The organism is Priestia sp. TSO9 (assembly GCF_021029645.1).
In the GTDB taxonomy this organism is placed as follows: domain Bacteria; phylum Bacillota; class Bacilli; order Bacillales; family Bacillaceae_H; genus Priestia; species Priestia megaterium_E.
Window position 1 is genome coordinate 554,445 of sequence record NZ_JAJEKD010000013.1, and the last position, 22,449, is coordinate 576,893.

Below are 22,449 nucleotides of genomic sequence, written 5' to 3' on the forward strand. Positions count from 1 at the left end.
GAAAGAGAGTAATAGTGTAATTAGAGCCAATAGCGTAGCAAATAAGAATGCATCGTTACTACCATCTATAACAGAAATTATAAATAAAAGACTTATCCGCTGCTACTTGCATTAGGGATAAGCCTTTTTGTTTTATACTTAGTTCCAAACTTCGTCTAAAGTATCTCTAAATAATTGATCTAATTCATATGTAGGGTCATCTAATTCTACAGATAAAGTTCTGACGTATTTGTTTAAACGGTCAATTTCTAAGTTTAAAAATTCATTAATAACATTGATGCGTGGTTCTAAATCTAACTCATCACCACTAATTTTACGCTTTAACAGCTTACTAACCTCTTCTTTTAATTCTCCTTCAGGTAACAGTTTCTCTAAGAGAATAGGGAATTCTAGTGGAGGAAATTCGTTATATTGCTCAATCCACTTAGCAGCTAACACGGGTCTTAAAACATAAAAATATTTTTTGATTTTTACTTCGTCACCTTGTAAATATTCTCTAAAGTTATTTCTAGCCATATTTAAATAGTGATATATACAAGAAGTAGGAGTAAAGATGTTAGAATGTAGTTCTTTCATTTTATCAAATGTTGAATACGCCTTGTAATATACAATGTTTGATTGCATCCATTCTAGTAAAGGTGGGTTTGATTTTCTAAAAAGTTTTAATGTCTTGGTTAAGTCCCAGCCGCTAACATCTAATAGGTCATTAATAGGTAGCTCTATTACATCTCGCTTTTTACCTAAACCGATTGGATCAATGCTTAAATATTTATTTCTCTTATGAATATAAATAAACCTAATATCATAATCGCTATCTTTAGATGGAAAGTCCCACGCTCTACTTCCAGATTCACAAGCGTATAATACTTTTACGTCGTAATCTTCTTCAATTTTCTTTAAAGCTGCAACAATTGTTTCTCTCATAACCCAACCTCATTTTCTTTTAATGCTTTCTATATACAAAAGCTATTACTATTTCTCCTATTATATTTCATAATGGATGGAAGATGGTAAATAAATAAAAGAAGCTTCCTTTAAGCCCCTAAAAATCTACGAAAATATAAAGAGTAAAAAGTTATATCACTCAAAAAGCACTACATCCAATCCGTTTCTGCGGTAACAGGTTAGAAGCGTATACAGTTCTGCACGGTGATGGTATAGATGAGACTGAATTTCAAGCAGCCATTCAAAACGTGTATACGTGCATCCCCAATAGGATGTCTGCAGTGAAAACAGCTTTTGTTCGTCAAAAGAAGAGTAGACCGCTTTTAGCTGGTTAAAACCTTCTATTAAAGCTGCTTTGAGTTCAAGCTTTGTATAAGCTGGATGCTGCAGATAAAAGTCATTCATTTTATCTGCAGAGTAGCCTAAGGAAATATAGTAGTCTGCACTACAAATGAGACATAAATGCTGCAGCAGCTCTTGAATAGACCGCTTGTGAGGGAGGGGACGATAAGCAAGCTCTTCTTCTGTAACGTCATTAATGATGGCGGTTAGGGAATGGATATTAACGTTTATTTGATTAAACACCATCTCACAGTACGAATTCATATATTCACATCCATTTTATTCAACTAAATACCGCATTTTTTGATCGAGCCAGTATTCTGATTTTTCATTGTTATCGAGCTTGATATAGCAATCGACAATTTCATCATAAATGAATTCCTTTTCTTCTACTAAATCAATAAATTTAATGAGTAAAAATACGGCTTTTGAAACTTTTCCATTCTCACAAAGCCATTCTTTCATCCAAATTAATAGGTCAAGAAGAATAATTTCTATTTTCACTCGGATATCAAGGAACCAGTCGTCATAAATCGTTGTTAAATAATGAGGAACCAATTGGTGCAGTCGCTGTTCAGCTTCCTTGAATTTCAGCGCCGGATCAGACTGTTCGGTAATCCACTGAAGGTCAGTTAGTAAGTCTAATCCATCGCTTGACACATCGGCGTTTAAAGAAATGAGCTGCCTGTTAACAAGTAAAACCGGCTCTCCCTTTTCTGCGTTCAATAACTTTTTTAAATGAGACAAGTAGACGCGTAGATTCTTTTTGGCGTTGCTTAAAGGCATTTCGGGCCACAGCGCTTCGCATAGCTGTTCTCTGCTGATAGAATGGTGAAAAATAAGATAGAGTAAAATCTCTTGAGCAAAGCGCTTATTCCAGCCTTCTGTAATAAGCTGGCCATTTACATAGACGGAAAAAGAGTACAAAAAATCTACTTTAAGAGAGGGTGTATGTGCATGAAAATCTTTTTGTATATCTATAGCTGTGTCACTTTCCCAGTTCTTAAGTATTTTCATAGGATCATTCTTTAAAGAAGGCAGTTGTTGTGTATTATTTTTAATAAAATCTATGATGATTTCTCTGATTAAAGCTGTTTTTTCTTTTACTAGAAATAAAGAATGTGCGTTGGGTATGGTCATATGACTGTAGTTTTTTAAAAACATCGTCTTTGAAATCAGATACTGAGATGAAAACAGCAAATCATGTTGGCCAGATAAAGTGAGTACAGGAAGTGAAATACTAGTCAACTCTTGAAATAGATTGTCTGTAATAGATAGTTTAAGAAAGCGGAAATATATACTGGGATCCATTTTTTTAAGTCTTTCAATTACCTGTTGTATGTTTATAGGTTCCAGACTCTCTAGTTTGCCTAATTCGAAAATTTTTTCTACCGGTATTTGGTTTTTACTTTCTTCGTTGTAACATCTCTTAATCTTTTGAAGGGTGCTATCTGAATAAAAAGGAAGAGACAATAGTATAAGTCCTTCAATAAGAAATTCATAGCGAGCAGCAAATTTAATAGCGATTTGTCCTCCAAATCCGACTCCAACTAAGTAACATTTTTTTATATGTAACGTATGTAATAAGTGGAAAAGATCTTCAATATGACCCTCAAACGATATCTCCCCTGTAGAGGAGGAGCTGTTTCCTATCTCTCTCAAATCGTATTGAATAACACGGCAATGTTGGGTTAATTCCGCAGTAATGGAATCAAAAAGCGTATGATCAGTGATAACAGAATGAATCATCACAATGGTTTTTGTCTTGTCAGTGAATACGGGCGAATGAACTTCATAGTAAATTTTTTCTGTCGCCGTATGCAGAAAAGGCATAAAAACAATCCTCCTAATGTCTAACTGTAGCGTTTGTGTAACGGTAAAATTATTATGATAAGAATAGACAAAAATTTCAAAAAAATGGGTGATTTTTAGTAATTAAAAAATGTCTAATGTTCTAGTAATATCCATTATACTGTAAAACCATAGTGAAAAATAAGGGAGAATGCCCAAAAACAGAAAAAAGAAAACGTTATCAACTTCGAAAAAAGAAGAACGGAGGAGAATTATGAATTTTAAAGACGAAAATACGTTAGACTTAGAATGGGTTATGCTTATAATGGAAGCAAAACAAACAGGTATAAGCATCGAGGAAGTTAGACAGTTTTTACAAAGTATTAGCTCAAATTCTTAGCCGATACACTAGTAAGGAAATAAAGAATTCTCTAAGCATAGATAACCTTTATAGCGAGTCTCAAGCTATGTCCACTAGATGTATAATCATCCCTTTACAGTAAGAACGTTTATTTATAATGCACGGTAAAGTGAAATTATGGTATTATTATCGATAAGTAAGCATTAGTAAGGGTGATTAAAATGACAATTGGCCAACGTATTCGAGATCTCAGAACGAAACAAGGAATATCGCTAACAGAACTTGCAAACCGAGCGGGTGTTGCTAAATCGTACATATCTTCAGTAGAAAGAGGAATTCAGCTCAACCCATCTATTCAATTTCTAAACAAAATTTCTACCTCATTGAACGTGAGTATTGATAGATTGATTCATGAGCCTATGGATAAATCTGAATCGTTGGATATTGATAATGAGTGGCTTGAGTTAGCAAAAGAAGCAGCGGAGTCAGGAATAAGCAAAGAGCAGTTTAAACAATTTCTAGAATTTCAAAAATGGCAGCGGGCAAAGCAAGATTAACTTCGCGGAATATACATAAAAGAGAACTTACATAGAATAACTGCTAAAAAAGAGATTCCATTTATCTATGGAATCTCTTTTTTTAGGCTTAAGAAGAAATAAAATGGGACGAGAATTCTTTTTCTCGCTGAAACTGAATACGTTCAAGAGTTATTAATTTAGGCTTTCTTTTCTGTTCAAACTGTCTCAATGTTTCTGAAATCTCTTTGTTTTGATAAAAAACTTGATGCAGTAAGTCAGACAGTAAGTCAGCATCTTTTAATGACTCGTTTAATCCAAAAGCGCCAGTAGGAGTCATCGTATGAGCAGCATCCCCTAATAATAACAGGTGATGCTTTGACCATACTTCGCTTATGCTGCTTTGCACAGAAAGAAGCGTAAAGTCTGACCACGACGTAATAAACCTTTCTATTGAAAGGTTTAAGCTAGGGAAAGCGTCTATTAAACGCTGAATAAACGGTCTAAACGATTGTTTCCGAAGAGCAGGATAGCTGCCTTTTTCAATATTCCATCCGATTTGAACAAAGCCTTTTGCTTGAGAAAAAAGCGCCACCTGCTGCTGTTTCACAAGCGCAAGTTTAATAGAAGGCTCCCAGTTGGCTGGTGCAGGAATTTTTGCCCACAGCAAATCGTATCCATGATTATGAATGTTATTTTTTATGTGCGCAAGTTTGCGAACAGTTGAATATCGACCATCTGCTCCAATAATGATTTTACTTTCAACTATTATTTCACCCCGGCCTTTTTGCTGAGCTTTTATTCCAGTATATTGTCCTTTTTCATTCTGCATGAGCTCCGTTACTTTTGTGCCCAGCATAAGTTTGTAGGAGGGATGGATGCTTGCTTGGTTATTTATAGACTGAAGGAGATGCTGCTGTGGAACATGAATTCCTGCATGTCCAAGTTCAGATTCTATCGTTTTGAATACATGTCCATCCTTCCAGTATTCAACCCTAGACATTCGAAGGAGGCCTAAGCTTTCAATCTCTTCAAATATATAATGTTTCTTAAGAATCTTTTCTCCATCTTCATTTAAATGTTCGCCTCGAAATTCTTTTCCAAGCGTATTAGAGCTCTCTATAAGTATAGTTGATATATTTTGTTTAGCCAGTAGATAGGCTAGTAGAGCACCGCCTGGTCCGGCTCCTATTATACACACGTCTGTTTGATAGTTCATTTTCTTCACCTTGTTTGTTATATGCAATTAAGTTACTTTTCGTAAGTATATTAACTTTTATAAATGTGAATGTCAACTTTTTTATAGCTTTTCTTCGATGGAATTCGCTGTTTGGTCAAAACACAAATAAGGTTTTACATATTCAAAGTCAAAGATTAAGTTTTATGGTAAACTAAAATACACAAATTATTTTGAATAATTTGTATAAAAAGTAAAATTTCAAAATTGTTGAGAAAAAGCACGGTTGGAAAGCTGCAGGATTTTTAGCAAGAAGAGTAGAGATCGTCTCTGGAAATTCTAGCAAACTCCAATTTCGACTGGAGGATGATTATGACAAAAGTAGAACATTATATTCAAACATTGGGTAACAGTGCAGATTTGCTAACGAAAAAGCAGACAAGCATTTACTTCGAAAAACTTTCAAACACCTTTCCTTTTTTAACAATCATGCAAATTAATTGGCGAAAAGTATTAATTAAAAAGTCCACCCGGCATATTGAAGAAATCAAAAAATGGCTTCAAGAGATGAATATAAAAGAACATCAGGTTGTTTTATTTTGGAAACGAGCAACTAAAGCTGTAAGCGTCGATTTAGCTCAGGCTTTACTGTTTTTTCAACAAACAGCTGATCTGACAGAAGAAGCATTTATTTACTGTCCGTCTGTTGACTATGTCATTGAGTATTTTAAAGACGGTAAAATGATGATTGGTTTAGCAGCACGTTAATTAAAAGGAAAAAAGCTGAGGGAGGAGGGGAATTAGAACTTCTTCACTCAGCTTTTTATGCATATAAAATCTAAAAAATACGAAACATAACGTTATTTACAATATAAATTACCTTCTCTTTATAATTAGTGGGAAAAGTATTGACATTTTCCATAAAACAAATATAATTAACATTAATCATATTGTTAATTGTAAAAAGAGCGATCAGGAGAAATGATGAATGTCGAACAATAAAGCAATGACGAATCAAACGAAAAAAGAATATCCTAAACCCTATGGCTATACGTCAGATATTGCTGTATTTACGATTGTGACGGAAGAAAAAGAGCCATACAAACCACCTAAAATGAGTTTGAAATTAATGCTTATCCAACGAGCAATGGTGAACGCAGAGGGAGAAAAGAACAGCGAAGCAGGAAAGTGGGCGCTTCCCGGCGGATTTGTCCATCCTGATGAATCAGCTTTTGAAGCGGCTAAAAGAGAGCTCGAAGAAGAAACGGGCGTAAAGGACATTCATTTAAAACACTATGGTGTCTATGATGAGCCTGGCAGGGACGATAGAGGATGGGTCATTACAAACGCACATTATGCAATCGTCCCAGAAGATAGTCTAATAAAGCGAAAAGCGAATGATGATGCTGCTCGAGTTGAATTATTTAAAATAGATGAAATCTTTTCATTGCCTTTAGCTTTTGATCATGAAATCATCATTCGAGATGCAATCAAGGAAATTAAGAAAGATTTATTGCAAACGACCATTGCCCAGAAATTTCTGCCTTCTCAGTTTACATATTCTGAGCTGCAGGCTGTGCTGCTTACCGTAACAGATGATGCAGCGATTAAAAGTGATCAGGCCTTTGCACGAAAAATAAGAATGCTGCCATTTATTGAAGAAGTAGACGGAAAAACAACGACGAGAACGTCTAAAAAACCAACAAAGCTCTATCAGTTTGTTGAAATGAATGTGATGAAGCCAATCTATACAGCACGCTATTAAAAGAAAAACTTTCAATCTAAATAATTAACAATATGTTAACTGTTAATTTTCAATTATGAGGGGGAAACATAATGAAAAAAGCACTGATTAACATCGATTATACAAATGATTTTGTAGCTGAAAACGGAGCTTTGACATGCGGAGAACCAGGGCGATACATTGAAACATTCATAAGCGATATTACGCGTGAATTTATTGAGCAAAACGAGTATGTGGTGTTCGCCATTGATTTTCATAAAGAAAATGATTCCTTGCATCCAGAATCAGCGCTGTTTCCGCCTCATAATGTTGAAGGCTCTGCAGGAAGAGAGCTATACGGAAAGTTAAATGATTTATATAATGTGTATCGATCACAGGCAAATGTAGAATGGATGAATAAAACGAGATACAGCGCATTTGCTGGAACGGATCTGGAGATTAAACTTCGAGAAAGACAAATTACCGATGTCTACTTAGCAGGTGTATGTACGGATATTTGTGTACTTCATACAGCAGTAGATGCCTATAATAAAGGATTTGCTATTTATATCTATGAAAAAGCCGTAGCAAGCTTTAATCAAAAAGGCCATGAGTGGGCGCTTGAACATTTTAAATCTTGTCTCGGAGCAAAAATTATTTAAGGACATAAAAGTGGAGGAAATCAATGAATATGTTTACAGATGACAGCGTAATGCTACACACCGATTTATATCAAATTAATATGGGAGAAACGTACTGGGAAGATAATATTCATCAAAAGAAGGCTGTTTTTGAAGTTTTCTTCCGCAAACTTCCTTTTGGGAATGGCTATGCTGTTTTTGCTGGATTAGAAAGAATTATTGAATATATTAAAGCATTTAAATTTAGCGAATCAGATTTAACTTACTTGCATGAAGAATTAGGTTTTAAAGAAGATTATTTAGCTTACTTAAAAGACCTTACGTTTACTGGAACGATTCGATGTATGCGTGAAGGTGAGCTTGTGTTTCATAATGAACCAATTTTACGTGTAGAAGCACCATTAATTGAAGCTCAGCTCGTTGAAACAGCTATTTTGAATATTGTGAATTACCAAACGCTGATTGCGACAAAAGCAGCTCGAATCAAACATGTAGTAGGAGATCAAGTGGCAATGGAATTTGGAACACGCCGCGCTCAAGAAATGGACGCTGCTATTTGGGGAACAAGAGCAGCTTATATTGGCGGATTTGGTGCTACTTCTAACGTGCGAGCAGGAAAGAAATTTGGAATTCCAGTTGCAGGAACGCATGCTCATGCGATGGTGCAAGCTTATAAAGACGAATATATTGCATTTCATAAATATGCTCGTCGCCATAAAAACTGCGTGTTTCTAGTTGATACGTACGATACGTTAAAATCAGGAGTTCCCAACGCCATTAAAGTAGCAAAAGAATTAGGCGATAAAATTAATTTTACAGCGATTCGCTTAGACAGCGGCGATTTAACATATTTGTCTAAAAAAGCTCGTCAAATGTTAGATGAAGCAGGGTTTACAGAAACAAAAATTGTTGCTTCCAACGATTTAGATGAAGATACGATTATGCATTTAAAGTCGCAAGGTGCACAAATAGACATGTGGGGAATTGGTACGAAGCTCATTACTGCATATGATCAGCCGGCGCTTGGAGCAGTGTATAAACTCGTCTCTATTGAAGGAGAAAATGGCGAGATGATGGATACGATTAAAATTAGCGCGAATCCTGAAAAAGTAAGTACACCAGGGTTGAAGCGCGTATATCGTATTATTAATAATTTGAATGGAAAATCTGAAGGGGATTATATCACGATGGAAGACGAAGATCCTCAAAGCGAAGAACGTTTAAAAATGTTCCATCCTGTTCATACGTTTATCAGTAAATTCGTCACGAATTTTGAGGCAAAAGAACTCCATCATGATATCTTTGTAAACGGAGAGCTTGTGTATGAAACAGAAGAGCTTCAGGAAATTCAGCAGTACGTAAAAGATAATCTAGAGCTGCTTTGGGATGAATATAAGCGCACGCGCAATCCTGAAGAATATCCAGTAGATTTAAGCGAAAAATGTTGGGAAAATAAAACGCGTCAAATTGCGTACGTGAAACAAAAAGTAGCGGAAGCCCTAAACAAAAAATAGTAGGGAGCTGGAGACATGTCAGATACGCTTGCTTATTTTCAACAGTTAAACCCTGATAAAAAAATAGATAAGCTTTTAGAAAAAGGAGCGAAAATTGGGATTTATGGTTCTTCTTTTGATCCGGTTACCAATGTTCATCTTTGGACGGCATCAACGGTTGCGCATCGAAAGAAGTTAGATGCTATTATCTTTTTGCCTTCATCGCACAAACGAACGGATAAAAAGCTCCAGACGTTGGATGAGCACCGTGTAAATATGGTTAGCTTGGCGATTAAAGATAACCCAAAATTTTTGCTCGATACGTATGAGCTAGACGTATTGCCCGGCTATCATTACACATACTACACTATGGAACACTTTAAAAAATTGCTTCCACACGCTGACTTATTTTTTATTATGGGAGCGGACTTACTGCAAGATATTGGCGAAGGCAAGTGGAAGAAAGCAGATGAACTTATTAGTAAAAACCAGTTTATCGTCATGGCAAGAGAGGGAATAGACATGTTGAAAGCTATTAGCCGTTCTCCTTTGCTTCGAAATTATGACGACGGCCGGTTTCAGCTTCTTGATAAAGGGCTGGCGATGGAAATCAGCTCTACTTATATTCGTCAAGAATTTGCCCGGGGTGGAGAACCAAGATATTTAATGCCTGATCTCTGTTATTTTTATAGTAAAAAACATGGATTGTATCAGTAAGAAATCTACATATAATGGAAGGAGAGCATGTGTCATGTCAGACATGCAAGAAAAAATAAGAAAAGAGCTACATGTGAAATCTGAAATTGATCCAGCACAGGAAATTCGTGCCCGCGTTGATTTTCTCAAAACCTACCTAAAGTCAGCAAATACAAAAGGCTTTGTATTAGGTATAAGCGGAGGGCAGGACTCTAGCTTAGCTGGACGATTAGCGCAGATTGCTGTAGACGAATTGCGAAAAGAAGAATATGAAGCAAAATTTGTAGCCGTTCGCTTGCCTCATGGCACGCAGCATGATGAAGCGGATGCGAAGGCGTCACTAGAATTTATTAAACCTAATGAAACATATACGTTTAATATTAAAAACACGGTAGAAGCATTTGAAAGTTCGTTTACAGGTGCGACAGATATAGCGCTGTCTGATTTTCATAAAGGAAATGTCAAAGCACGTACGCGTATGATTGTACAGTATGCAATCGGAGGAGAAAACGGCCTTTTAGTTATCGGAACCGATCATGCAGCAGAAGCAGTAACAGGCTTTTTTACAAAATACGGGGATGGCGGAGCAGACGTGCTCCCTCTAACGGGACTAACAAAACGTCAAGGAAAAGCATTGCTAAAAGAATTAGGTGCAGATAAACGATTGTATGAAAAAGTACCAACAGCTGACTTATTAGATAATAGTCCTGGTCAATCTGATGAAACGGAACTAGGAATTTCTTATAATGAACTAGACGATTATCTGGAAGGAAAAGAAGTATCACAAGAAGCCGCTGAAAAAATTGAACAGCGCTATCGTATTACGGAACATAAACGTCAGTTACCGGCTAGCATGTTTGATGAATGGTGGAAATGAGAGAAATGCCCATATTAGGTATATCTAATATGGGCATTATTTTGACTGATTTCTTTCATAAAACAAAAAAGAGGCGGAAAAAGTGCAATTTAACAAATTGTTTTCTCATACACACTTTGTTATTCTTACGCACTTTGGTATAATGAAGTGCTTTTAATATTATTGAGGAGGAACATTTTTTATGGCAGTTGAAGTAGGTAGCAAGGTACAAGGTAAAGTAACAGGTATTACTAATTTTGGAGCATTTGTAGAATTACCTGGAGGTCAAACTGGGCTTGTACATATTAGTGAGGTAGCTGACAGCTATGTAAAAGACATTAATGACCATCTTAAAGTTGGTCAAGAAATTGAAGTGAAAGTCGTTAATGAGAAAGACGGAAAAATTGGATTATCGATTAAAAAAGCAATAGATAAACCTGAAAGACCCTCATCTTCTTATTCACAACGCCCGCCACGTCAGGCAAGAAATAATGATAATCGTTCTAAAAGCAACTTCCAACCAAAGGAAAACTTCGAACAAAAAATGGCGCGTTTCTTAAAAGATAGTGAAGATAATTTATCTACACTAAAACGCAGCACTGAATCAAAACGAGGTGGCAGAGGCGGAAGACGCGGATAAATCCCTTCCACTTTAACTACTTTATTATATAGCTGAAGCAAGCCAGTAAAAATTGGCTTGCTTCTTTTTTGTAATAGCTTAAGTACATGTGCTAGAAGAGTAAAGAGAAGGTTAGGTACTTACTTGGTTGTAAAGTAGATGCCAATAGTGACAAGAGATGAGAGAAGATCAAGGATGAGTAGGATGAAATTTAAATCTATCATAATCATGCCTCCCTTTGTGCGAGCGTTGACGTTAGTATCTGCAAGATCTCATTTTATTATTCCTAATTTTTGAAAATTTCATTTAATTAAGTGCGATATTTTATATTAAATTAAACTATGTTCTAAATAACAAGTAATAAAATAAAAAGCGCTTATAAGAACAATTTTCTTAAAATAATAAAAAAACCTTATAAGTAAACAAAGGAAAAGTAGGGATGAGTCCCTGATAAAAATAGCTAAATTAACAGAAATTCGTCAGTATTCTTGTATATTCATCTAATCTCTTCATAATTTTAGGAATAAAAAAGTTACAAAAAGAAGAGAAACAGACAAAATTCTTCATTTTTTGAGCATTAGTGCTTAATTTGCACGAATATATAAAATGATTCCATAGACTCAAGGATTTTATAGTAATATATAGAACTTCCATACTATTCTAGTTTTTAGCTCACTAGCTAAGTAAAAGATGCGTATGTTCTGGGGATGAAGGCATACATAGTAGCACGAAGTATAGAGAGAAATGGAGAGGGAAAAAACAATGAAAAAAGTATCAATTCGGTCTGTATTAAGTACAGTAGCATTTTCGGTTGCTTTATCTTCTTTTGCAATGGGCGCATCTGCGAACGGAAATTCAAAACCAGCGCTTGAACCGTCTTTAGTTAAAATTCAAGGAGACTATAACTTAAAGTCGGCTAAAAAAGTAAAAGTGATTGTGGAGTTAAATGAAGAGTCTGTAGCGGAAGCAAAGAAAAAAGGAGTAGCGCAAAGTAAAGGAAAGATTAAAAAAGCGCGTGACGAAGTGAAAAAAGAGCTTTCAAAAGCTTCTAAAACTTCAAAAGTAAAGCGTGAATATGACCAAGTGTTTTCTGGGTTTTCAGCGGAACTTCCGGCTAATGACCTTGAAAAAGTAGCAAGTTTACCGGGAGTAAAAGCTATTTATCCAAGCGTTGAATATCATACAACAGAAGTGAAATCGAAAGAAGTGAGCGCCGAAGAATACGGTTCTGAAATGGATAAAAGCATTTACTATGTAGGAGCAGATCAAGCGTGGAAATCAGGATATACAGGTAAAAATATGACCGTAGCCGTTATCGATACAGGCGTTGATTACGACCACCCGGATTTAAAGTCAGCGTTTGAGAAGTATAAAGGATGGGATTTTGTAGATGAGGACAAAAATCCTCAAGAAACGCCTGATGGAGATCCAAAAGGCGAAGCAACAACGCACGGAACGCACGTAGCGGGAACAATTGCAGCGGATGGGAAAATTAAAGGGGTAGCTCCTGATGCTCATTTACTTGCTTATCGTGTACTAGGGCCAGGAGGAACAGGTACAACGGAAGACGTGATCGCCGGTATTGAACGTGCGGTAGAAGACGGAGCGGATGTAATGAACCTGTCGCTTGGAGATACGATTAATAATCCGGACTTGGCAACAAGTATTGCATTAGATTGGGCAATGGAAGAAGGAGTAGTTGCCGTTACGTCAAATGGAAACAGTGGACCAGCTAACTGGACAGTAGGGTCTCCGGGAACGTCTCGTGAAGCTATTTCAGTTGGTGCAACTCAGCTTCCTTACAATTTGTATAAAACGACATTAACTGTAGATAACGCAAGCTATGCTTCAGCTGAAGTAATGGGCTTTCCAAATGACAAGGCGCTACTGGATGCAAGCGGTAAAAAGTATGAATTTGTACCTGTCGGACTCGGAAAACCAGAAGACTTTGAAGGAAAAGATGTAAAAGGAAAAGTAGCGGTTATTTCTCGCGGTGACATTGCGTTTGTAGATAAAGTTGATAATGCGAAAAAAGCCGGCGCTGTGGCAACGGTGATTTACAACAATGTAGAAGGGACAATCCCTGATATTCCAGGCACATCTTTGCCAAGTATTCGCCTATCAAAAGCTGATGGACAAGCCTTGGTTGCTTCTTTGGCAAAGGGATCGGTTACGGGCTCTTTTAGTGCAACGTTTAATCAGACAGTCGATGAAACAATGGCTGACTTTTCATCGCGCGGACCGGTTGTTGATACATGGATGATTAAGCCGGACATTTCGGCACCGGGAGTCGATATCATCAGCACAGTGCCAACTAATGATCCAAGCAACCCTCATGGATATGGGTCCAAACAAGGAACAAGTATGGCGGCACCCCACGTAGCAGGAGCAGCAGCGTTAATTTTACAGGCGCATCCAAACTATAAAGTAGAAGACGTAAAAGCATCTTTAATGAATACAACGGAACTGCTTCGTGACCGCAACGGGCTGGTTTATCCTCATAATACGCAAGGTGCAGGAAGCATGCGCGTAGTAGATGCAATTAAAGCAAAAACCCTTATTACACCAGGAAGTCACTCGTACGGTGTTTTTTATAAAGATAAAGGGAAACAAGTAGAAAAACAAAGCTTTAAGATTAAAAATCTATCAAATCACAGTCAAAAATACTCGATCAAAGTAAAATTTAAGAAAAGCCATCAGGCAATTGACGTTAAATCAACAAACGATTTAGTGGTTAATGCCGGGAAAACGCAAAAAGTAAATCTGAATGTAAAAGTAGATGCAGGGAAATTATCTCCTGGCTATTACGAAGGGACAATTACCGTAAGTAACAATAAAGAAACGTACGATGTTCCAACCATCTTATTTGTAAAAGAGCCGGATTATCCTCGCGTTACTTCTGCGTATGTAGATGTACTTGGAAATGGCTCATTTGAATACGGGAGTTATTTACCAGGAGGAGCAGAGAAGCTTAGCTATTACATTTACGATGCAACGTTAGAAAAAGGGGAATTGTTAAGTTCGTATACGAATGTAGAAAAAGGATTCTCTAGCGCAACGTGGGACGGAAAGATTAATGGTGAAGCTCTTCCAGCGGGAACGTATTATTTATACGCAGAAGCAGTAAAAGCAGGTCAGACGACAGGTTCTTTAGGAGAATTTGAAATTAAATAAATAAAAAAAGAGTGCCAGTCTAACTGACACTCTTTTTTTATTGAGCCGTATATCCACCATCGATCACCGCAGCTTGGCCGGTTACGCCTTTTGCTAAATCACTTGCTAAAAACATTGCATAATCTGCAATTTCATCAACTGCAAGCAAGCGCTTTTGAGGAACAAGAGGATAAATGACTTCTTCTAGTACTTTTTCAAGCGCTACATTTCGCGTACGTGCCAAATCTTTTAATTGATTTTGAACAAGCGGCGTATCCACATAACCAGGGCAAATCGCATTTACCGTAATGCCGTGCTCTGCACCTTCAAGAGCAGCCACTTTCGTTAAGCCAATCACGCCGTGCTTAGCGCTGTTGTATGCCGCTTTTCCTGAGAAACCAATCAATCCGTTAATAGAAGACATGTTCAAAATGCGGCCGAATTTTTGCTTTTTCATAATAGGAAACGCATGCTTAGTCGCAACAAAAGGTGCAACAAGCATAATTTTCGTTAAAAGTTCAAATTTTTCAGTAGGAAATTCTTCGAGCGGGGAAACAAATTGCATGCCAGCATTGTTAATTAATACATCAAGGCGGCCATATGTTTCAACCGTTTGAGCAATCATTTGTTCAATATCACTTTCATTTGTCACATCTGCTTTAATGCCTAATGCTTCGTAGCCTTTTGTCTTCAATTTGTCTGCTGCTTTCTTAACTCCATCTTCATTCAAGTCAGTTAAGACAACAGTCGCTCCGTCTTCAGCAAAGCGCTCACCAATTTGATAACCAATACCTTGAGCTGCACCTGTAATTAACACAATTTTGTTTTCAACCATCGTTTTTTCCCCCTTATATGTAGATGATATAAAATCGCTTACTTTTCCATTTTATCAAAAATTATCTTGATTTAGCGAGTTTTTTAACTGTACTTCACGCGAAAAGAATGGGTGTGGGAAGGGGTGTTTACTATCTTTACTTCCACGTTGCTAACAGAAGCGAACGGCGAGGGACCTTTTTTAATTTCTTCAATAAATTTTTGGATATTACTTTCTTCACCTTCAGCATCAATTTCGACTTTTTGATCGTCTCGATTTCGTACCCATCCGTTAATAGAGTATTCCATTGCTTTTAGCTGCGTATAGTGACGGAACCCAACTCCTTGAACGCGTCCGTCTACAATCATATGCACATGTTTTTTCACTGTTCTCACCTCACAGGCAATTTTCCCTTTTTTATAAAAAAGAAAACAACTACAATCTTACTTTTCACTGTATAATAGAAAAAGACATTGTAAGACTTTAACAATTATAATGTAGATTAAATAAGAAAGAAGGGTTACGAATGCAAGCAGCAGCACGAACGCAGCAAGCGCAGCCGGCAACGATTTATCGTATTTTATTTGCTATTAGTTTAGGACATTTCCTAAATGATTGTATGCAGTCCGTTATACCGGCACTTTTTCCTGTCCTTGAAAAATCGATGAATTTAAACTACACGCAAATCGGCTGGATTGCCTTTGCTTTAAACATGACGTCATCGATTATGCAGCCGGTATTCGGCGTATTTGCCGATAAGCGTCCCTCGCCATTTTTATTGCCAATTGCAATGTGTTTAAGCATGATTGGTATGGTCGGGCTCGCTTTAGCGCCAAATTTTTATTTTGTGATTATATCTGTCTTATTTGTAGGATTCGGCTCAGCTATTTTTCATCCGGAAGGTTCTCGCGTAGCGTATATGGCAGCAGGAGGAAAACGGGGGCTGGCGCAGTCTATTTATCAAGTTGGCGGAAATACAGGACAGTCGATGGCTCCGCTATTTACGGCATTTATCTTTATCGGACTTGGTCAGTTTGGAACGATTTGGTTTACGTTAATTGCAGGTATCGGCGTAGTGGTTTTGTATAGCGTCTCTAAATGGTATAAATCGGAGTTAGCTACTCGTCAACGCTTGAAGAAAAAGCAGTCAGATGCTTCATTTACGATGAACAAGCAAATTATTTTTGCATTTGGACTTTTAATTTTCCTAGTTTTTGCACGTTCATGGTACGGAGCAGGCATCCTTAATTTCTTTCAGTTTTATATCATTGAAAAATTTAATTTGCCTATCAAAAGCGCTCAGCTTTACGTTTTTTTATTTATGATTGCAGGGGTCTTTGGAACATTCTTTGGAGGTCCGCTTGCCGATCGTTTCGGAAAACGAAATATTTTATTGTTTTCTATGTTAGGGTCAGTACCGTTTACTTTATTACTGCCTCATGTTTCTCTCGGAGTGGCAGCACCTCTTTTAGTACTAATCGGCTTTATTCTTCAGTCAAGTTTCAGCGTCACGGTCGTCTATGCTCAGGAGCTGATGCCGGGAAAAATCGGCTTGGTTTCCGGCTTAATTGTAGGTCTTGCTTTTGGAATGGGAGCTTTAGGAGCTGTTGTATTCGGTAAATTAGCCGATGTATTCAGCCTTCAGTTTATTATGCTGTTTTGCAGCTATCTTCCAATTCTAGGGCTGTTAACATGGCTGTTACCGAGCGATAAGCGTGTGAAAGAAATGCACGAAGCAAAATAAGAAAAAGAAAAAGCAAACGCGCCTTAGCGTTTGCTTTTTCTATGAGCGTGAAGCAAATTTCAAGACGGATTCATATTTTTCTCCTACAATAGAGACAATAGAAATTGAAAATCGAAAGGAAGAATCACCTATGATTAAGCTAAGCGTATTGGATCAGTCTCCTGTTTCAAGCGGATCAACACCAAAGGAAGCGTTGAAACGCACGGTAGAGCTGGCTAAATTAACGGAAGAGTTGGGCTACCACCGCTTTTGGGTAGCAGAACATCATAATACGAACGGTCTTGCGGGTTCATCTCCGACACTATTAATGACGCACTTAGCTTCTCAAACGAGCCGAATCCGAATTGGATCTGGAGGAGTCCTTCTTCCTCAATATAGTCCCTATAAAGTAGCAGAAGACGCTCAGCTGCTTGAAAATCTGTTTCCGAATCGAATTGACTTAGGTCTTGGACGGTCACCGGGAGGAGATGCGCTGACTCGGCTAGCGCTGACAGATGGAGTCCGTAAAAGCCTCAATGAATTCCCTCGGCAAATTCAAGCGTTAAAAGGACACCTTGAACACAATTTGCCGTCAGATCATCCGCATTACGGCGTGACGGCTTATCCGTTAAGTGAAACAAAGCCAGAGCTGTGGCATCTTGGCATTAATAAAAGAGGAGCAAGATCTGCTGCTGAGCTGGGCATCTCTTTTACATTTGGACACTTTATTTATTCGGTTGGTGGACAAGAAGCCATTCGTCATTATAAACAACAATTTATCCCTTCTTCGTATCAATCAAAGCCTAAAACCAATGTATGCGTATTTGTTGTATGTGCAGAAACAACAGAAGAAGCCGAGCTGCACGCTAAAACGTTAGATGATTGGTTGTTGAAAGTAGCTAAAGGCGGAGATACAACGGTCTCATCAATAGAAGAAGTGCATAATCGTTCTTATTCAGAAGAAGAGCTCAAAAAAATAACCAACAATCGCCCTCGTATGATCGTAGGAAATCCAGCTGAAGTAAAACAAGGATTAATCGGGCTGCAGCAAAAATACGATAACGACGAATTTTTAATTATTACAAATATCCATGATTATGAAGCAAAAAAGAAGTCTTATGAGCTGCTTGCAGAGCTATTTCCTCAACCCTCATTTTTTTAAGAAAAAGATGGGGTTTGTGAGTAAGCTATTGATATGAGAGGGGTTTAAGAGGGGGGATTAGGCGTTTGCCCCATTTTTGCCCCACTAATTACTTAGATAACGATCTAGCTTAGTGATGTTTTCAGATTCATATTTCTTTGTAATATGAAGATATACATCAGCTGTCATTTTAATGTTTGTATGTCCTAGCCGATCACTTACAAATTTAATATCAGCTCCGCTCTCTAATAACATAATTGCATGAGTATGGCGTAAACCGTGAGGGCTTATGTGATGCAGTCTAGCTTTGTTGGTAATAGCCTTCATAATATCGTTAATTCGAAATTCACTAAGCGCTTTACCATTGGCTTGGGTAATCATGTACTCTTGTTCAATATAATTAGCTCCATATTTAAGTTTATTTCTTTTTTGCCAAGTTTGATATTTTTTTAACTCAGTTACCAATGTATCATCTATACTTATTGTCCGCATACCGCGTTTCGTTTTAGGAGGCTTTACGCCGTGACTGTTCCGTGTTTTAGTGATGCTAATAGTTTTATCTTTAAAATTAATATCGTCCCAATGTAATGCAATTAATTCACTTTTTCTCATGCCTGTACGCAAAAGGGTAATAGCTACGATATATTGATAAAAAGGGCACTGTTTTGCTGTATCCATAAAAATGGTAACTTCATCTCTTGTAAGATAATTAATTTTTCTCTCGGAAAGATCCTTTTCTTTTTTTATAGAGATATTTCTATATTTGTTGTAGGTTAGCATTTCTAGCTCTACCGCTTTATTTATAGCAATACAAAAATGAGAATGATGAATTAATTGCTTCACTAGATGCGGCCCAGGGCGGATTTAGTAATTTGTATGTAGGTAATTTTGATAGTCCTACGGTGGTAGAGTATAGCGCAGATGATATAAACCTTTTTGTTTCTGACAGACTTTTAGAGTATAGCGGGGCCATTGAACCAAATGACGATAACGAGGGAACAGGATGGACAAAGCCGCTGGCCACAGTAACCATTACAGCAAGTAGCGGTGATAGCTGGCGTGATAACTTTGGAGGTCAGTGGTACGGTCAAAATGAAGTTGTACAAGGAAAATGGGGCAGCTATGGTATTTTTGCTACTGCAGGTTTAATAGGTAGTTCTATAAGAATAATGCTTATTCTTGCACAATTAATACCTGACGAGAAATAAAAATCAATTAAGTACAATTGAAGCTAGCAATTTCATTTGAAAACACTATTCAATTTGGATGGTGTTTTTTATGTGTCTCATTTTAGGAGGGGAGTCCCTTATAAACAATTCTTATAAGGCAAAAAAACAACCATCATAAATCATAAGTAACAGATGGTTGTCTTTCTAGTTAGGAATTATTAGAAGATAGAATCATATCTTGTTCAAGTGTTACTTATTAATATTAAACCAGCCTTTACTTCTAAACCACAGAATCATACCTACTGTCATTAATACCATAATTCCTAAAACAATATAATACCCATAGTGCCAGTGAAGCTCAGGCATATTATCAAAGTTCATCCCGTATAAACCTACTACAAAGGTAAGAGGAATGAAAATAGATGAGATAATAGTTAGGGTCATCATAATGGAGTTCATCCGGTTGGCGTTGATGGAAAGATAATTGTCTCTCATATCTGATGTCATGTCTCGATTGGCTTCCACCATATTTGTCAACTTTAATAAATGATCGTAGATATCATTGAAGTAAGCTTTTTGATCTGCAGGTATATTTAAACGTTCAGAGTTAATAATTCGATATAATAAATCCCGCATGGGAAGAATCGTTTTTCTCAACTTTAATAAATCACTTCGAATATCAAACACATCATCCATTAGTAAGGCAATTGATTTTTTTGCGTCTCTACTTTCAATTTCGTTTAGCTGGTCTTCAATTTCGTACACAATTGGAAAGTAATCATCTACTAATTGATCTAAAACAGCGTAAGTGAGATAGGATATCCCTTTATTAAAGCCGCTCGGGTGTTGGAGAAGACGTTCCCAAACAGTTTCGACACCTGACAAAGGTTTGAAATGAAACGTCACTAAGTAATTTTCCCCTACAAATAAGTCTAATTCTTCAATATCTAAAGTTTTATTGTTTAAATAATGAAGAACTAAAAAGCTGTATCCTTCATAATAATCAAGCTTGGGTCGTTGCAAAAAATGAAAACAATCTTCAATAGCTAAAGGGTGAAAATGAAAAAACGCCTCTAATATTTTTCCTTCCTCTTCAGATGGAGAAGAAAAATCTACCCAAAACCATTTAATTGAAGGATCAGATAAGTGATCAAGAGGTACGTCTTGTCTTACATTTAAATCTTGTGTAACAGCTAATGTTCTAATCATGTTACTGCTCCTCCAAATTCTTAAAGTTCCTATACTGTATATTGTTTTACATAAGATAAACGATTAAACCCACTGCTAACAAAATCAAAAAATTTTTTTGGTATCTTTTCCTTTTCTCTTCCTTTGTATCTTTATTTCTTCCAAAATATCTATCTGTAAAAATAACGCAACAAAGGAAGAGGAAACTTAGGATGATGTCTAGTATTAAGAAATGAAAGAAATTATTTATGTCCCCCAAAGATATATCACCTCTTCTTATTGTTGACTCTTAACTGTAAAGCCGCTAGGTAAGCCTTTTTTATAATAATTTTTATCTATAGGTTTAACGATTAAGAGAGTAGAAAGAAATTAAGAAAAGATTAGTAATTTATTGTTTTCTTTCTCCTAATGATTATAATTAAAACATGAAAAACAACTTATTATACAACAAAGTCTCATGCATTTCCTAATTTATTGAAAGATAAGAGGGTAATAAACTCGTAAATTCGCAGTTTTACATGAGTCAATGTGATGAGGTGAAGACTAAAAAATGGAATGTCAATGTCAATATACTAGAAGACAGTGTAATAGGAGAAATTTATGAAGTACGCACAAATTTTTACTGAAAATCGAATTCGAAACACAACTTTAATTGTATTACTTATTTGTATGAGTATAGCTTGGGTACTAGATAGCTATTATTGGTACAATGTGGCCATTTTCGTTGTTTCAATATCTTTTATCCTACATGGTGTAAATGATTACATCGTAGGAAAGAACAAAACGCGGGGAACTGTTATTATATTATTGAGTTTTCTTTTTACTTTATATAATTTACTAAGAGTCTTTTTTAAATAAAAATAAGATTCTTATACTTGCAAGGAACGAGGAATTTCTATGTTTAAGAAAATTGTAAAATGTTATGACTACAAATTTATTGTAGCTTTGGTAGTTTTAGGCCTCATCGGCTTAGTTATGGTTTATAGTGCTAGTATGGTAACAGCGGTTAGTCGCTATGGTGTAGAAGGTGATTATTTTTATCAAAAACAAAAACTTGCTCTTATAGCAGGATTTATCTTTTTTTGTGTTGCTGCATTTATTCCTTATAAAATTTATCGCGAGAAAAAAGTGTTAAAAATCCTATTAGGCATTGTTATTACGCTTCTTATTTTGGTCTTAGCTTTTGGACATACGGCAGGTAATGCGCAAAGCTGGTTTAAACTTGGCCCTATAGCAATTCAACCATTAGAATTTACGAAGCTAACCATCATTGTGTATTTGTCAGCAGTTTTTGCGAATAAACAAGAGTATATCAACGATTTAAAACGCTCTATTATTCCGCCTGTTCTCGTAGTATTTTTTATTTGTTTTTTAATTGCTTTACAGCCAGATTATGGTGGTATCCTGCTTATTTTAGGGACAGTTTTAGCTATTGTTTTATGTTCAGGTATTTCGACTAAAACAATGCTGAAGATTACTTTGCTAGGAGTAGTAGGCATCTTTATTATGTTAGTGGTTTTATTAGTAACCGGACATATTGATACAGTATTTTCACCTGTTCGTTTGGCTCGTTTTACGGGTTATCTACACCCTTTTGAGAACCAGCAAGGGGATGGATATCAACTGGTGAATTCTTACTTAGCTATCGGTAGTGGTGGTCTTACGGGAATGGGATTAGGACAAAGTGTTCAAAAAGCGGGCTATCTACCTGAATCTCACACAGATTTCATTATGGCGATTATCGCTGAAGAACTAGGTTTTTGGGGTGTACTCCTTGTATTAGGATTATTATTTTTTATTATATTGCAAGGGTTAAAAATATCAAGAAGATGTAATGATCCTTTTGGAGCGTTATTAGCAATTGGTATTTCAGTCATGATTGGTATTCAAGCATTTGTCAATCTTGGGGCGGTAACAGGAATTCTTCCTATTACAGGTGTAACGTTACCTTTTGTAAGTTTTGGAGGTTCTTCTCTTACGTTACTTATGGCAGCTGTAGGGATATTGGCGAATATATCCATGTTTAACATGTACGAAAAGAAATACAAAAATAATAAAGTAAATGAATCAGGAAAATTGAAAAGCGTTTAAGAATTTTATCG

22 protein-coding genes are annotated in these 22,449 nt (G+C 36.5%); 14 read left to right on the forward strand and 8 right to left on the reverse strand.

Annotated features, from left to right (window positions below; genetic code table 11):
• Window positions 1–138: 138 nt before the first annotated feature.
• From LJC66_RS11055 to LJC66_RS11065, 3 genes are all read right to left on the reverse strand, one after another.
• On the reverse strand, window positions 139–924 hold the full coding sequence (locus tag LJC66_RS11055; RefSeq protein WP_230932548.1) for a nucleotidyltransferase domain-containing protein: 786 nt from the start codon (window positions 922–924) through the stop codon (window positions 139–141).
• Window positions 925–1,080: 156 nt separating this feature from the next.
• A complete protein-coding gene (locus tag LJC66_RS11060; RefSeq protein WP_230932549.1) occupies window positions 1,081–1,551 on the reverse strand; it encodes a DinB family protein in 471 nt (156 codons plus the stop codon).
• A 15-nt stretch (window positions 1,552–1,566) separates the two neighbouring features.
• Entirely contained in the window at window positions 1,567–3,120 is a 1,554-nt protein-coding gene (locus LJC66_RS11065; RefSeq protein ID WP_230932550.1) for an alpha/beta hydrolase, read from the reverse strand.
• A gap of 232 nt (window positions 3,121–3,352) precedes the next feature.
• On the opposite strand from LJC66_RS11065, the gene LJC66_RS27720 reads away from it, so the two are divergent.
• On the forward strand, window positions 3,353–3,478 hold the full coding sequence (locus tag LJC66_RS27720) for an anti-repressor SinI family protein (protein ID WP_075420012.1): 126 nt from the start codon (window positions 3,353–3,355) through the stop codon (window positions 3,476–3,478).
• A gap of 182 nt (window positions 3,479–3,660) precedes the next feature.
• Window positions 3,661–3,996, forward strand: coding sequence for a helix-turn-helix domain-containing protein (locus LJC66_RS11075; protein ID WP_050688748.1), 336 nt, complete (start codon window positions 3,661–3,663; stop codon window positions 3,994–3,996).
• Window positions 3,997–4,084: 88 nt separating this feature from the next.
• Here LJC66_RS11075 and LJC66_RS11080 read toward each other — a convergent pair whose 3' ends face one another.
• Window positions 4,085–5,173, reverse strand: a complete 1,089-nt coding sequence (locus LJC66_RS11080; protein ID WP_230932551.1) for an FAD-dependent monooxygenase — start codon at window positions 5,171–5,173, stop codon at window positions 4,085–4,087.
• A gap of 330 nt (window positions 5,174–5,503) precedes the next feature.
• Here LJC66_RS11080 and LJC66_RS11085 point away from each other — a divergent pair, with 330 nt between their 5' ends.
• The 8 genes from LJC66_RS11085 to LJC66_RS11125 all read left to right on the forward strand — a co-directional run bounded on the left by LJC66_RS11085 (window position 5,504) and on the right by LJC66_RS11125 (window position 14,333).
• Window positions 5,504–5,899, forward strand: coding sequence for a CDI toxin immunity protein (locus LJC66_RS11085; RefSeq protein WP_028408652.1), 396 nt, complete (start codon window positions 5,504–5,506; stop codon window positions 5,897–5,899).
• A 220-nt stretch (window positions 5,900–6,119) separates the two neighbouring features.
• Window positions 6,120–6,896: an NUDIX domain-containing protein gene (locus LJC66_RS11090; protein WP_043982236.1), complete on the forward strand. Its 777-nt coding sequence runs from the start codon at window positions 6,120–6,122 to the stop codon at window positions 6,894–6,896.
• Window positions 6,897–6,967: 71 nt separating this feature from the next.
• Window positions 6,968–7,516 (forward strand): cysteine hydrolase family protein, encoded by a 549-nt coding sequence (locus LJC66_RS11095; RefSeq protein ID WP_195694113.1) that lies wholly within the window; start codon window positions 6,968–6,970, stop codon window positions 7,514–7,516.
• A gap of 23 nt (window positions 7,517–7,539) precedes the next feature.
• Complete coding sequence (locus tag LJC66_RS11100) at window positions 7,540–9,009, forward strand: nicotinate phosphoribosyltransferase (RefSeq protein WP_016763992.1); 1,470 nt, start codon at window positions 7,540–7,542, stop codon at window positions 9,007–9,009.
• 15 nt (window positions 9,010–9,024) lie between these two features.
• A complete protein-coding gene (gene nadD, locus LJC66_RS11105; RefSeq protein WP_098525103.1) occupies window positions 9,025–9,705 on the forward strand; it encodes a nicotinate (nicotinamide) nucleotide adenylyltransferase in 681 nt (226 codons plus the stop codon).
• A gap of 34 nt (window positions 9,706–9,739) precedes the next feature.
• Window positions 9,740–10,561, forward strand: a complete 822-nt coding sequence (gene nadE, locus LJC66_RS11110) for an ammonia-dependent NAD(+) synthetase (protein WP_230932552.1) — start codon at window positions 9,740–9,742, stop codon at window positions 10,559–10,561.
• Between the two features lie 181 nt (window positions 10,562–10,742).
• Window positions 10,743–11,180: a S1 domain-containing RNA-binding protein gene (locus LJC66_RS11115; protein ID WP_013056909.1), complete on the forward strand. Its 438-nt coding sequence runs from the start codon at window positions 10,743–10,745 to the stop codon at window positions 11,178–11,180.
• A 741-nt stretch (window positions 11,181–11,921) separates the two neighbouring features.
• Window positions 11,922–14,333 carry a S8 family serine peptidase gene (locus tag LJC66_RS11125; RefSeq protein ID WP_308280727.1) on the forward strand — a complete coding sequence of 804 codons (2,412 nt, stop codon included), beginning with the start codon at window positions 11,922–11,924 and terminating at the stop codon, window positions 14,331–14,333.
• A 37-nt stretch (window positions 14,334–14,370) separates the two neighbouring features.
• On the opposite strand, the gene LJC66_RS11130 is transcribed toward LJC66_RS11125, so the two are convergent.
• Both LJC66_RS11130 and LJC66_RS11135 read right to left on the reverse strand, forming a co-directional pair.
• A complete protein-coding gene (locus LJC66_RS11130; RefSeq protein WP_013056911.1) occupies window positions 14,371–15,147 on the reverse strand; it encodes a 3-hydroxybutyrate dehydrogenase in 777 nt (258 codons plus the stop codon).
• 83 nt (window positions 15,148–15,230) lie between these two features.
• Window positions 15,231–15,512 carry an acylphosphatase gene (locus LJC66_RS11135; protein ID WP_025752251.1) on the reverse strand — a complete coding sequence of 94 codons (282 nt, stop codon included), beginning with the start codon at window positions 15,510–15,512 and terminating at the stop codon, window positions 15,231–15,233.
• A gap of 140 nt (window positions 15,513–15,652) precedes the next feature.
• Here LJC66_RS11135 and LJC66_RS11140 point away from each other — a divergent pair, with 140 nt between their 5' ends.
• Together LJC66_RS11140 and LJC66_RS11145 are read left to right on the forward strand one after the other, a co-directional pair.
• Window positions 15,653–16,870: an MFS transporter gene (locus tag LJC66_RS11140; protein WP_195694104.1), complete on the forward strand. Its 1,218-nt coding sequence runs from the start codon at window positions 15,653–15,655 to the stop codon at window positions 16,868–16,870.
• 130 nt (window positions 16,871–17,000) lie between these two features.
• Window positions 17,001–18,011 carry an LLM class flavin-dependent oxidoreductase gene (locus tag LJC66_RS11145; protein WP_195694102.1) on the forward strand — a complete coding sequence of 337 codons (1,011 nt, stop codon included), beginning with the start codon at window positions 17,001–17,003 and terminating at the stop codon, window positions 18,009–18,011.
• A gap of 84 nt (window positions 18,012–18,095) precedes the next feature.
• On the opposite strand, the gene LJC66_RS11150 is transcribed toward LJC66_RS11145, so the two are convergent.
• Complete coding sequence (locus tag LJC66_RS11150) at window positions 18,096–18,833, reverse strand: site-specific integrase (RefSeq protein WP_230932553.1); 738 nt, start codon at window positions 18,831–18,833, stop codon at window positions 18,096–18,098.
• 59 nt (window positions 18,834–18,892) lie between these two features.
• On the opposite strand from LJC66_RS11150, the gene LJC66_RS11155 reads away from it, so the two are divergent.
• Entirely contained in the window at window positions 18,893–19,198 is a 306-nt protein-coding gene (locus LJC66_RS11155; RefSeq protein WP_230932554.1) for a hypothetical protein, read from the forward strand.
• A 210-nt stretch (window positions 19,199–19,408) separates the two neighbouring features.
• Here LJC66_RS11155 and corA read toward each other — a convergent pair whose 3' ends face one another.
• Window positions 19,409–20,368 (reverse strand): magnesium/cobalt transporter CorA, encoded by a 960-nt coding sequence (gene corA / locus LJC66_RS11160; RefSeq protein ID WP_195694098.1) that lies wholly within the window; start codon window positions 20,366–20,368, stop codon window positions 19,409–19,411.
• Window positions 20,369–21,244: 876 nt separating this feature from the next.
• Between corA and ftsW the strand changes: the two genes are divergently transcribed.
• Window positions 21,245–22,438 carry a putative lipid II flippase FtsW gene (gene ftsW, locus LJC66_RS11165; protein WP_195694096.1) on the forward strand — a complete coding sequence of 398 codons (1,194 nt, stop codon included), beginning with the start codon at window positions 21,245–21,247 and terminating at the stop codon, window positions 22,436–22,438.
• Window positions 22,439–22,449: the final 11 nt, after the last annotated feature.